10 protein-coding genes are annotated in these 13,008 nt (G+C 50.3%); 4 read left to right on the top strand and 6 right to left on the bottom strand.

What is annotated here, in order from left to right:
- Positions 1-112: 112 nt before the first annotated feature.
- Positions 113-2,230, bottom strand: a complete 2,118-nt coding sequence (locus F566_RS0128870) for a DUF7507 domain-containing protein (protein WP_020410537.1) — start codon at positions 2,228-2,230, stop codon at positions 113-115.
- A 285-nt stretch (positions 2,231-2,515) separates the two neighbouring features.
- Here F566_RS0128870 and F566_RS0128865 point away from each other — a divergent pair, with 285 nt between their 5' ends.
- Positions 2,516-3,058 carry a GNAT family N-acetyltransferase gene (locus F566_RS0128865; RefSeq protein WP_020410536.1) on the top strand — a complete coding sequence of 181 codons (543 nt, stop codon included), beginning with the start codon at positions 2,516-2,518 and terminating at the stop codon, positions 3,056-3,058.
- Positions 3,059-3,348: 290 nt separating this feature from the next.
- A complete protein-coding gene (locus F566_RS0128860) occupies positions 3,349-6,435 on the top strand; it encodes a hypothetical protein (protein WP_020410535.1) in 3,087 nt (1,028 codons plus the stop codon).
- 115 nt (positions 6,436-6,550) lie between these two features.
- On the opposite strand, the gene F566_RS0128855 is transcribed toward F566_RS0128860, so the two are convergent.
- Positions 6,551-7,117, bottom strand: a complete 567-nt coding sequence (locus tag F566_RS0128855; protein WP_020410534.1) for a hypothetical protein — start codon at positions 7,115-7,117, stop codon at positions 6,551-6,553.
- 173 nt (positions 7,118-7,290) lie between these two features.
- On the opposite strand from F566_RS0128855, the gene F566_RS0128845 reads away from it, so the two are divergent.
- Complete coding sequence (locus F566_RS0128845) at positions 7,291-8,625, top strand: diguanylate cyclase (RefSeq protein ID WP_020410532.1); 1,335 nt, start codon at positions 7,291-7,293, stop codon at positions 8,623-8,625.
- Positions 8,626-8,798: 173 nt separating this feature from the next.
- A complete protein-coding gene (locus tag F566_RS35905; RefSeq protein ID WP_083921201.1) occupies positions 8,799-9,908 on the top strand; it encodes a GGDEF domain-containing protein in 1,110 nt (369 codons plus the stop codon).
- A 41-nt stretch (positions 9,909-9,949) separates the two neighbouring features.
- On the opposite strand, the gene F566_RS0128835 is transcribed toward F566_RS35905, so the two are convergent.
- The 4 genes from F566_RS0128835 to F566_RS0128820 form a co-directional block, all read right to left on the bottom strand.
- Positions 9,950-10,603, bottom strand: coding sequence for a DUF799 domain-containing protein (locus F566_RS0128835; protein ID WP_020410530.1), 654 nt, complete (start codon positions 10,601-10,603; stop codon positions 9,950-9,952).
- Positions 10,600-10,968, bottom strand: coding sequence for a DUF4810 domain-containing protein (locus F566_RS0128830; RefSeq protein ID WP_020410529.1), 369 nt, complete (start codon positions 10,966-10,968; stop codon positions 10,600-10,602). The genes F566_RS0128835 and F566_RS0128830 overlap by 4 nt, the downstream gene beginning before the upstream one ends.
- 33 nt (positions 10,969-11,001) lie before the next feature.
- The gene (locus F566_RS0128825) at positions 11,002-11,673 is read right to left on the bottom strand and encodes a CsgG/HfaB family protein (protein ID WP_020410528.1); all 672 of its coding nucleotides are present in this window, start codon (positions 11,671-11,673) and stop codon (positions 11,002-11,004) included.
- Between the two features lie 177 nt (positions 11,674-11,850).
- The gene (locus F566_RS0128820; RefSeq protein ID WP_020410527.1) at positions 11,851-12,957 is read right to left on the bottom strand and encodes an ABC transporter ATP-binding protein; all 1,107 of its coding nucleotides are present in this window, start codon (positions 12,955-12,957) and stop codon (positions 11,851-11,853) included.
- Between the last annotated feature and the right edge of the window lie 51 nt (positions 12,958-13,008).

Genomic DNA, 13,008 nt, shown 5'->3' with positions numbered 1-13,008 from the left:
TTTGTTCAACCGGTTTTCTGCTGCAATGGTGAGAAGCACCGGGTGATGTAATGTCTATTCTGAACAGGGCCGGATTTCTCCGGCCCTGTTTGTTTTTAAGGTGAAGCCGGCTCTACTGTAGCGTTACCGTAGCGCTGGCCTGTGGTGTGACGGGTGCTGAGCCATCATCATCTTCCACGGTTGCAGTCACCGTATTGGTGTGTGTCGCAGTGTCAACCAGTGCGTCGAAGGTGCAGGTATAACTGTCGCCTGCCTGCGTCGCCGGTTGTAGTACCTGTGGTACCGAGCAGGTGGTGGAGTAAACATCGCCCTGAATCATGGTAATGTCGCCGAACATGTCGTCCATCAAGCTGGAAACCGTCAGAGATTCCGCATCCGAGTCATTGGTGACTGTTACTTCATAAGTTACCAATGCCATGATGGCAGATTTGGTGATACTGGCCGCTGGCGGGGTGTTCTCGATATTGACCGTGGCATCGCTCATGGCAGACACAGGATCATTATCATCATCCACACCGGTGGCAGTGACCACGTTGGTGATTGACGTGTTGGCGTTACCACTGACTATCGTGGTGACTGAACAGGTATAGGTTCCCCCTGGCACAATCTCTTGCGGAACAGAGCAGTCACCCTGACCATTAAGATCACCCAGCTTGTCATCCGTTAATACATTGATGGTCACTGTATCAACCACTGAGGTGTTGGTGATGGTATAGGTATAGGTGACATTCCCACCTGGCTCGTAGACCTGAACAGGCAGAGCAGTTTTGGTCATGTTGATATCAGACGGGACATTCAGCACAATCACAGTGGCTGAATCGCTGGCGCTGACAGGATTTCCTTCATCATCGGTGCCGGAGGCGGTGACGGTATCAGTTTCCGAATCACCGGAATTCCCAGATACATTGGCTGTGAATTCACAGGAGTAGCTTTGTCCGGGAGCGATAGTGGCGCCAGACATGCAGGTTCCCTGACCATTAAGGTCGCCATGGATGTTATCTATCAGCGAGTTGATGGTGATGGGGTCGCTGCTGGCGGCACTGGTGTTGTTGATTGTGACCGAGAAAGTGACTTGGCCACCTGGTTCAGGCACCTGGGTTGGCGTTGCTGTTTTGATGAGCTCCAGGTTCGGCAGGGAGTCCAGGATGGTCACCGTGGCAGTGTCGCTACCGGACAGGTTGTAACCGTTAGTGTCAGTCCCTGTTGCAGTTACTGTATCTGTTTCAACGTCATTGGCGTTGCCGCTTAACGCAACTGTGAACTGGCAGGAATAGGTGTCTATGCCGCCTGGGTTGCGATCATCTGCCGGAATGGTCTGTGGTACCGCACAAGTGGTGCTCACAATACCGTCGTGACCGGCGAGAGTGATGTCGCCGTAAATATCGTCAGTCAATGTGTTGAGGTAGACAGAGTTGCTGGGATCAATACCAACATTGGTGACAGATACAGAGAAGGTGACGTTGCCGCCGGGTTCTGTCAGTTGAGTTGGGTTGGCGGTTTTGGATACCAATAGCTCAGCCGGCGGAACATCAATTGGCACATTGAAGCCGTCATCGCACTTACACTTGGATGGCGATCCTGGGAAGGCATCGGTAGGGGTCAGGCAAAGCTCGTTGGCCCCAGACTGACGCCAGCTTGTGCAGTAGGGAAGGTTCAGCTTGCCGTCTTCATCTGGGTCTGTACATACAGCCGTTAATGTGATCGTTGGGTGTAATGGGTTGTGGTCGGGTTTGTCAATGTCCCCGCAGGTGTCCTGTACGCCAGAAGGGCCAGAGGTTCCAGGAAACGGGTCGTTGGTACCATCCAGATCAAGCCAGGGAGGATCCGGCTGGTAGGGTAAAGTGGAGATGTTGCATGCGCCACTGATAGCGCCATCCTGCTGAGGGTCGCCGTCAGTGACAAAGTAGATGCCGATGTCATGACGTTCTTTTGCTGTGGTGACCAAGTCAAATGTTGCGGTGAATTCCACTGTGTCGCCTTGATAGGCGCAACCGTCATCAAGGATTTCCAATTGGTAAGTGCCGTCGGGATTGGTGGCGACTCCCGCTATCTGGATATCATTAGCGGAACACTGGACGCTGAAACCTGTGGTTTCCTCCATGCAGTTGGCGTCTACTTGGTCCTGGGCCAGAGTGGGGTGGGTGAAAAGTGTGGAGCTGGCAATTAAAAGCGCTCCGGTGAAAAACTTCCTTTTATGGGGTACTCCTGTTGATGCTCGTACTGAATCCATATCTAATTCCTTCTAAGCGTATGTTTACTACTCCTGACGAAGTCCGGATTCTCCTGTCGGACTTCCAGCAAAATTAAGGTTAGTTCACAAAATGGTAATGTTTTGGAAAGTTTTTAGTAGAAAAAACTGATCAACACTCATCTAAAAAGAACGGTTGTCACATTTGGTGCGGCTGGTGACCGATGGAACCGAAGTCGTTATGAGAAAACACTTGGATCGTCAGCTTTGTTAGATTGAATTGTTTGGATAAATCGTGCTGATGGGATAACTGAGGCGGTATGACAAATGGATGGATCGGAGGTGGTTGGTTCTGTCAGCTGCGATTATCCTGATGAAAATCTTTCTGGAGTCACTGGTATGTATGAGTGGAAGTATAAATCCTATAAAGAATTATCGGCCGAAGAGTTGTTTGAGATTCTGAAAGTCCGGCAGGAAGTTTTTATCGTGGAGCAAAATTGTGTTTACCCCGATATTGATGATCTGGATAAGGTCTCCGGCCATCTTTTCGCGACCCGTTGCGATGCTCAGAATGAGCATCGGATTCATGCCTATCTGCGCATTCTTTCTCCCGGATTCTCATATGATCAGGTGTCGTTCGGTCGGGTGCTGACATCGGCAGAGTCGAGAGGGAATGGCCTAGGCAAAACATTGATTGCAAAAACCTTGGAGATCCTGGCGGCGTTATACCCAGGGCTGCCGGTTAAAATTTCTGCCCAGCTCTACCTGGAAAAATTTTACTCTGGATTTGGTTTCCATGCGGTGTCTGAGCCCTATGACGAAGACGGTATTCCTCACATCGGTATGATAATGACACCTGGTCAAGTTTGACTATTGGCCCCGTTTGTTAAGGCGGTCTGTTTAATCGGAAAGAGAGCGTTTTTCCTTTTCGAAAAATTCTCGGCTGAACAGGCCCTAATCAGACAATACTTTGTTGCGTAATGACAAACATCGTCTACGTTTTCATATAGGCCCGGCTGTTCATCTTATCTCAAGGTGTCCTCAGGAAGCGTTGGATATGATCAGGAGGAACAGGGGATCACGGGCTGATAATAAGTTCCATAAGCGGCAGGAGGCGTCGCCTTGATCGCAGGTGGCACTCCCATAGCGAGGAGGATGCTATGCGCAAGGAAAATGTGAATCTCTGTTGTTCACCGACATCTGTTTTATTCAGTCTCTCTCTCATTATTACGGTGTTTTTGACCGGGTGTCGCACCAGTGATCAAACGGCAGCTTCCGGTGGCTCCGGTCACGACTCCGCTTCTTCTCCGCCTTCTGCCGGATTGCCTTTACCCAGTACCATGCCTCTCAGGGATTATGAATCTGTGCTTTATACCTGGCTGCTGGAGCAGCAGTATAAAGCGCTTGGCTGGAAGCGGGACAAGAGTGTTCGCGATACTGGTCCCTACGTTCGAAATGAGTATTTTGGTACGCATCCTGCCGTGCGAATTTTTTACTCGCCTGAAGTGATTACCTGGCTGGAGAATGGCCGTGAAGGCGACATTCCCGACGGAGCAATGATCATCAAGGAGATGTACCCCCCTCCTGCTGTTTTGTATCAGGAGCTCGAGAATGATCCCAAATATCAGGATGATCCGGCCGCTTATGAAGCGCTGTTAGGGCAGTTGGTGACGGATTGGACGGTGATGGTGAAAGATAGTGCCGGTTCGGCTGATGGCTGGTTCTGGGGTGGGCCAGGGGCCGCCAAGGAAGGGGAAAGTATTGAAGCCGCAGTCGAGCGGCAGCTGGATAATTATTCCCATGCCTTGTATTCAAGCTTTGGTGCGCCCTGCCTCAGGTGCCACGGTTCAGCGGAGAACGAACTGACCTTCAGCACTCTTCAGAACATTGAAGGTTATTATCCAGGTGACTACCCGCTCAGATTTTTTGTGGACAACTCCTGGCGCAATGCGAATCACATCAAAGACTATCCCTTGTCTTTATTAAAAGACGATACTTATGCGCAGACGCTGTTTGATATCCCTGAGCTACAACGCCCCTGGTCGGCAGAGAGTGAGTCTGGATACCAGTTCTTTCTTGATCATCACATGGGGGCGGCAGAGAAAGCCGCCAAGCCTATGAAGAACGAGGCGTTAGCGCACCCCAGCGTCAAATTTCTGAAGCAATTTCCGGAACTCGCCCGGACGGTCAACAACAAAGCCAGGGCTTTCCCTTCCCAGTGGTCTGACCATGTTGTACCTGGGCCCAATGGGGCAGAGGCGTTTATTACGTCCAGTAACTGTTTGGGGTGTCATGGTGGCTTGGGCGGATTGCCCTATGGCGTGACCATGTTCCTGCAGACCGGCCCTAAATACGGAGAGGGTTTTAACGTCTCCGAGTATGGTGAATGGCGTTGGTCGCCGATGGGGCTGGCCGGGAGAGACCCCATATTTCATGCCCAGCTGGAAAGTGAAATGAAATATATTGAGCGGGATGGTGCGGAGCAACCGACTCCTCTGCATGCCTCGGTGGCAGATACTCAGTCGGCGGTAAGGAATACCTGTCTCAGTTGTCATGGTGCGATGGGGCAGCGCCAGTTGGAAATTGATGCGGCAACAGATTCTTCGCTGAATCCAGACTTCAAGGTGGAGTATTTCTATCTGACGGAGAGGCTTTCGTCACAAGATCCGATACCACCGGATTATGCTTACCATAAGTATGGTGAATTGGGGCGCGAAGGCATTAGCTGCGCTGTGTGTCACCATATTGACAACCCCTCGGAAGAGGACGTCAAACAGTGGAATCCCAGTGAGCCGGGATGGCTGACTTCTGCCACGCCTAAAGAACTGGCGTATGGATTGTTCCATAATTCTACCGGCCGGTTTGTTCGTGGTCCGGATAATGAATATTTTGGGCCTTACGACGACGTATCAGAATTGCCGATGGAGCATGTTCTGGGAGCCAAACCGGTATTCAACGAATTTATCAAAGACTCTCAGATGTGTGGCACCTGTCATACCATCAACCTGCCGAATATCGGGAAAAAGGATCATCCTTATCCGGTGCTTGACAGTGCTGAAACCAATCCGGCGTTTGCTGATTATTCTCATTCCATCGAGCAGGCGACTTTCCTGGAATGGCAAAACAGCACCTTTGCCCAGGGTGAAGGCGCACCGGGTTCCGAGTTTGCCAGTTGCCAGGATTGTCATATGCCTTCTGGATTTAAGTCTCTGGACGGCAGTATCGACATTGATCAACTGGTCACCCAGATCGCTGCGATTCAGGATTCGAATTATCCTGCGGCGGAAGAAACGCTGCCTCTGTCGGATATTACGATTCCCCTGAGAGACGATTATAAACGCCATGAACATGTGGGATTGAATGTGTTTCTGTTGGAGATGTTTGATCAGTTTCCGGAAATTCTGGGGGTTTCCAAAACGGACTACATGACCTCTGCCGATAACGGCGTGGATCTGGCAATCGAAAATATGATCCGCCAGGCACAGGAGGACACTATTGATCTTCGGGTCAAAATGGAAGGTATCACCGATGGGCAATTGACTGCGAAAGTCACTGTGACCAACAAAACAGGGCACCGGTTACCGAGTGGTGTGGCGTTTCGCCGGGCGTTTCTGGAATTCCTGGTGCTTGAAGGCGACAAAGTTATCTGGGGCTCCGGAAGAACGAACTCGGTGGGGGTTATCGTGGATGAAAAAGGCGAGCCATTGAAAACCGAATTTCTGCCGAATGCGGAAACTTATCAGCCTCATTATCAAATAATTACCGGTCAGAATCAGGTGCAGATATACGAAGAGCTTAACCGGAATGCGAATAATGAGTTTACAACCAGCTTTGTTCATCGGGTGAACAGTCCCAAGGATAACCGGTTGTTGCCGAAAGGCTGGCGGGTTTCTTCCTTCTTCAGGCCGGAAGGTCAGGTGATGGAACAGTTTATGGCGGCGACAGATCCTCATGGTGTCGGGGATGACCCGGATTATATGGATCAGGGTCCGGATTTTCCGGGAAGTGACACGCTGGTGTACAAGGTTATGTTGCCGAAAGGAACTGACAGGGAAAACCTCAGGCTCAAGGTGAGTATGTTTTCCCAGTCAATACCGCCTTATTGGCTGAAGCAGCGTTTCACTGCAGCGCCTAACGGGGAAGCTACCAAGCGACTGTATTACATGGCCAGTCGGTTGAATCTGCAAGGAACGCCAATGGAAGACTGGAAGCTTAAGCTGCGGGAGGTGGAGGTATCTGTGCCCTGAAGCCAGATCTGAAACTTGAAGTGATGAAAGCCCCCGTCTGAACCCTTGTCCAGCATGTTAGGTTCAGGCGGGGCGTGGTACAGGCTGGGGCGACCGGGCTTCTGGTTGCTGAAAATCAGGGCCAGACTGTGCCCTCTGTGCAGTTTTCCACATAGACTTGGTCGATACGAGTATCGTTCGGTATAAATACTTGGTTTACTTCGGATTTGGCATAAGTCATATGCTGGCATTGCGCGCTTTGACCCGGGCCGACGACAAATTTGGCGCCAACTTTCAAAGTGCAGGAACTGAGTCGGTCCAGTGTGCTCCATGAGGGGCAGATACCGTTGTCTTCCCGGTATTTTGGCTTGGGGCCGTTGGGATGATCAAAGGACCACCAGCTTCCGATTTGCGTGTAACTTTTATCGCTGTTCCAGACCCGGTAAACAGTCATCGGTTGGGTCGCGACATAGACTTTTCCTTCGCATAATTTACCTTCGCCGCTTGTTCCCAGCGCCTTTTGCAGCAAGGCCGGGTCCATGACTTCTATTGCTCCTGAAGGTGGTGGTTGGATGTAGCCGACACAGGCGATGCCATCGATTCCCTGCGTCTCTGGTTTGTCGGCTGTTGGCAGGCTCTCGCAGCCACTGATTATCAGGGCCAGAAGAAAAATTACGCTGAAAATATTTTTGTTGTGCATCATGGGGCATCACATCCTTTTGCTTTGGCTTTATGAATGGCCGGAAATACCTGTCCGGCGTAAAGAATTTAGCTGTGGTCAGCCTTCTTATGCAATCTGTATTTTCGGTAAGGTGCAGGATAAATTTCCATAGAGGCATATAATATAAGTACTCAGTAACGTCGTTTTGGTGAGTCGTGAAATCAATCAGAGTTAAATTTATCGTCGCACTTTTGGCTGCATGTGTTCTGATGGCAGGGATCGTTGCCATACTGACCCCTATCATGATCGAGCATGAGTTTATTGAAAAAGCAGAAGAGGCTCATTACGGCAGATTCAGCCAGGCAATTGGGCGCTATATTGAGAGGCATGGCTCCTGGGGGACGGAACAGGATGCTATGCGTTATGTGCAGATCATGGAGCGTCAGAGGGAAATGATGCCGCAAAGGTTTCCGGGGCGGCAGCCTGGTTATTCTCCGAATATGCCGGGAAGTCTGGATGGAGGTCCTCCTCCGGAGGTTTTCGGGGTTCACGACACACAAACCTTTGAGTTTGTTTTGTTTGATCTTGAAGGAAATGTGCTTCACGGCGGGAAAGATTATCAGCCGGGTCAGAAAGTCAGTCCTGATATGTTTGATGACGCCGACCCCATCATCTATAAATCTTCCGTTGTGGCCTATGCATTGCCAAGTGGTGTTCCGCCATTAACGCCAACAGATGAAGCTCATTTGCATACTCTTCAGGAAACCTTGTTTTTCTCTACTCTCTGCGCTTTGCTGTTGATTATTCCTTTTGGTTTTTGGGAAGGGCACAAGCTGTCTGGTGCTCTGGATTATCTGATTAAAGCGGTCAATAAAATGGGGGCCGGGGAGCTGGAGCAGCAGGTGCCAATTAAATCTAAAGATGAAGTTGGGGTATTGGCAGCTGCCTTCAATTCCATGAACTCTCAGCTGGTTGAGGCCTACAAAAACCTTGAGGAGTCACGTGATATGGTGGCCCGGCAAGCGGATCAGTTGAGAGAGCTTAGTATTCGGGATGAGTTGACGGGTCTGTACAATCGTCGCTTTTTTAATGAAGAAGTGACAGTGTTGCACGCCAATGCCATGCGTTATGGTCATGCATTCAGCATTGTGTTGGGAGATATCGATTTCTTTAAGAAGATTAATGACAACTTCTCCCATGGAATTGGGGATGAAGTTCTGAAGCAGGTCGCTGAGATTCTGCAATCTTCTATCCGCAACAGCGATATTGTTGCTCGTTATGGCGGTGAGGAAATGGTGTTGGCCTTGCCGAGTACTTCGCCTCGGGCCGCTGTGGAAATGATGGAAAGAATCCGAAAAGCCATTGCTCAGTATCCCTGGCATAAAATCGCTGAAGGATTGAAGGTCACTATGAGTTTCGGTATTTGTGATGAGCTGGAAGGCGAGGATTATGAGCAGATGCTGGCGGTGGCAGACGAACAGTTGTACAAAGCCAAGCATGCTGGCCGCAACAGGGTGTGTAGTCTCAGTCACAAAGTGGCGGATTCCTGATTGGTTTTTGTGTGATTGTGCGATTGTCGGGGGTGGCCTCTGAGATTTTTCGAGGCTGGTATGGCCGCTTAATTTAAACCGTATTTTATGTCATCTTTGTCTGTAAAATAACCGACAATCACTTTATACTTTCCGACCTTAAATCCTACTACTAAAAAAACACAATTATAAAGATGCCAATTCGAGATCCCGGTGAGCGATTTTTTCGTAACACCGCGCTAGCCATGTTGTTGTTGGCGTTGTTTGCTTCAGGGTCTGCCACCATCATCCATCTCCTGGAGCCCGAGCCGATGTTGCTCGACCAGACATTGCCTCCGGTAATGACTCTGGTTTACAGCGTTTTGTTGCTGACACTGCGACTGCGTCCGAGCTGGATTATGTCTATTACACGAATCGCTTTGGGTGCCTCTATTGCAGCGCTCACTATTCCTACCTGGATATATGTGGTGGGGGCTTATGGTTCGCCAGGCCTGCGGTTGGTTGATACTTTCCCTCCAATTTCCATTGCATTGATCGTTGTTATTGTTTTGATCATGATATTTCTTCCTGCCAAACAGGCATTTGTGACTGCATCTGTGGCTTGGATAATCGTTGCCTTGCCTGTGTTGGGTTACCTTTTTGGGCACCCGGATGAACTCTGGAGCTCCCGTGGCAAGGATATGGTGATCAGTTTTGGGCCGGCATTTCTGGTGGTGTTAGTGCTGATTCCTTTCCACCGGGGGTTGCAGAATAAGGTGGAAAGGCTGCATGCAGATCATGAGCATATGCAGAGTGTGGCGGATCTTGATCCACTGACGAGACTCTATAACCGACGTGCTTGCGAAAGACATTTGCAACAGGCGCTGATTGAGGGCTGCCGAGTGGGTGTCGTTCTGTTTGATATCGATCATTTCAAAAAAATCAATGATACCTACGGGCATCCCGCAGGCGATGCGGTGTTGAAGGAAATTGCCGAACGCTTCAATCAGGCTATTCGTAAAGATGGATGCCTTTCCCGCTGGGGTGGCGAAGAATTTCTGATGATTTTGCGACGGGTGGACGAGAGCTCCCTGAAAGGAATAGGAGAGAGGTTGCGTCAGGTGATCAGTGAGGAACCGATCGACTGTGTTGGACGTGTTACAGCTTCTTTTGGTGTGACGATGGTCAGGCCGATGGATACCCTCTCCACGATTCTGGATCGGGTGGATCGGGGGCTTTATCAGGCGAAAGCCTCTGGTCGGGATTGTGTGATCTACATGTCTGCAGAGCATTGCCAACAGCAAGATGAATTGTCAGAAGTATAAAAAAAGAGAGGCGAAGGCCTCTCTTTTTAGTGCGGACAGGATTACTCCTGAGGTGGGATCTTCAGGTAAGGGCCTGGCAACAAACCGCGATGCTGATTGTCTATGGTGTTGAAATTGGCTCTGCGTGATAATCCGGGTGTTTTGTCTGAAACTGTGCTGGCAATCTGTTCCACCAAAGCGCCGATTAGTGCGACGGCCAAATCACCTCCGCCGTCGTTAGATGACTCCTCTGCATGAGCTCTGCCTTCCCAAAGAAGGTTGCCGGTGCGGGCATCTACCAGGCGCCAGCGTGATGAGACTACCGCTCTTGAGGAAATCACCTGATACTGTTGCCCCCAGTCTTCAATGGTGACGTAGAGGACGGCGTCAGGACCGATAATCTCTCTGATCTTCTCTAGCGGTACCTGATTCATTTCCACGGGGGTTGGCAGGCCGTTCTGCTTCATGAACTGATCAATGACCGCAACAGGGAAAACATAATAGCCCTTTTCCGCCAGAGGAGCCGAAATGGTGGATAGGAAGGTGTAGGGTGCGTTGACCTCGACCGTATTGTTGACCGGTGGGATAACCAGAATTGAACGCGGTTTGGCCTCCTTGAGGGCTGTGTAGTCATACGGCTGGATCGCACAGCCTGTCATGAAGGCAAACAGCACCGGAAGCAGATAGCCGGCAGACTTAAAACTCAGGCTTTTCATTGCGCGGCCTCCATACCTGCTCGTTCAAGCATGCCGTCAATAAAGGCGGTGGATTCGGGGTAGAGCTTTTTTTCCAGTTCGAATGCCTCGACAGCAAGGCTGGGGTTGCCTTCTTCGGCGTACATCATGCCCAAGTGAGCATACAGTCCTGGAGGGACTTGCATATCCTGACTTTGAGCCTGTTGGATGGTTCGGGTCAGCTTCTCAATCTGCACTGAGGGTACAGCCTCGCCAGGATTGTTATACATGTCATAAATCAGGGGTTCGTATTCTCCCCAATAGTACAGGGATTGTTGTGTCGCACAGCCGACAAGAAGCGAAAGCGCCATCAGGACGATGGCGCTTTTCAGGTTTCCAGGAGTCATTGACCGGAGGTTCCTTAATAGCAAAAGAATGAATCAGTTGGCGCTGATTTTTAGTGCGCCGGACTCCAGGTCGCTCACCATATTATTGACGACCTCGGTAATGGCGAAGTTCAAAACCTTGCCGTTGAGTGTGGCGTCGTAGCCTGCAGTACCGCCAAAACCAACGATTTCACGATTGCTGAGTGAGTATTCACCAGCCCCCTGGGTGGAGTAAATGATTTGAGAGTTGGTGACATCCACCACAGACAGAGAGACCTTGGCATAGGCGACCTGCTCTTTGCCGCGTCCAAGAATGCCGAACAGTTGACGGTCACCAACTTCTTTCCGGCCAAATTCTGTCACGCTGCCGGAAATGACATAACGGGCACCGGAAATTTTTTGCTCGACGCCTGCCAACTTCGCTTCTCTTTCCAGTTCCTGCATGTTCTCACGATCAACCAAATTAAATCGGTTGGTTTGTTGTAAGTGGGTTTTTAAAATGGTTTTGGCCTGATTGCCCAGGCGGTCATTGTTGGAAGAGAACAGGCCCTGCATATAGTTGGAGCGGTTCTGGAAGTTGCCCACCACCAGTGTCGTACGTTCGCCTGCATAGCTGGTACGGTAGGATTGAACCTTCTGTGGCTCAACGGCTCTGTGGCTTTCTGTGGCGCAAGCCGAAACCAGGGTGGCGAGTGCTATCACAGTGATAAATTGCAGTCCTTTCAACGGATTTCTTCCTCTGTCTGTAAAAGGTTAAATAAAAAGAATTAATCAATCATTTTTATATAAAAAACAGCTAGATGCTAGCACGATACTTTTCGCCACGACAAGCTGTCACAACGCACTGCTACAAACTGTCACGCACTCCTGTTAATGGGGTACATAGTGGGGTAAAAAGACCCTTCAGGTTTGTTGTGAAAGCAGGGAGTTCCCTGATTCAACGTCAAAAAAGTGAAGTCGGGAGGAATCAAAGTAGAATGTCACTTGATCTCCTTCGGAGGTATCAAATTCGGCGGGTGATTCGATGATCATCCGATCGTCGCCAAAGTCGGCTTCAATATGCACGCTGGCGCCGAGAAAGTCACAGGCGGTAACCCGCAATGGTAAAGGTAATGGTTCCCCGGAAGTGACTGAAGTGGCGTGGACGTGTATATCCGTGGGGCGGATGCCGACAATAATTTCCCCTTCCTCCTTTTTGGCGAGGTCGATTGACGTGGGCAGAGGGATATCTGTGTCTCCCAGTGTGATGACAGCCTGTCCGGATTGGTAGGACAGTTTGGCCCGAACCTGATTCATCGCCGGGCTGCCAATAAAGCTGGCTACAAATTTATTGGCAGGGTGTAGAAAAACATGCCTGGGAGAGCCAATCTGTTCGACCTTGCCGTCCCGTAAAATGATGACTTTGTCGGCCAGGGTCATGGCTTCGATTTGATCGTGGGTGACATAGAGCGTGGTTTTTCGAAATTGGCGGTGCAGTGCTTTGATCTGGGTACGCATCACACTACGCAGGGCCGCATCCAGGTTGGACAGGGGTTCGTCAAAGAGAAAAACTTCGGGATTACGCACCATGGCTCGTCCCATGGCCACCCGTTGTCGCTGGCCGCCCGAAAGTTCTTTGGGTTTGCGTGCCAAGTACTGATCCAGTTGCAGCATGATCGCGGCTTCCTGCACTTTTTGTGTGATCTCCGCCGGTTTATGACCCATGAGTTTTAGCCCGAAACCGATGTTGTCGTGCACTGTCATATGCGGGTAGAGGGCATAGGACTGGAATACCATGGCAATATCCCGTTTCTTGGGTTCCAGCTCATTCACGACTTTATCGCCGACACTGATAACACCGTCCGTCACTTCCTCCAGTCCCGCCAGCAGCCTCAGAATGGTGGATTTGCCGCAACCGGAGGGGCCCAGAAGGACAATAAACTCGCCATCCTGAATGTCGATGGAAAAATCCCTGATGACATTGACGTCACCGAAGCTTTTCGCAACGTCTTCAAATTTGACTGCGGCCATTTTAGTTTTTCCTGTAATATCAATTTCAATTAAGCGGCTTAAGGTCTGTTG

The organism is Hahella ganghwensis DSM 17046, from assembly GCF_000376785.1.
Taxonomy (GTDB): Bacteria; Pseudomonadota; Gammaproteobacteria; order Pseudomonadales; family Oleiphilaceae; genus Hahella; species Hahella ganghwensis.
This window is presented reverse-complemented; position numbering and strand designations above follow the sequence as displayed.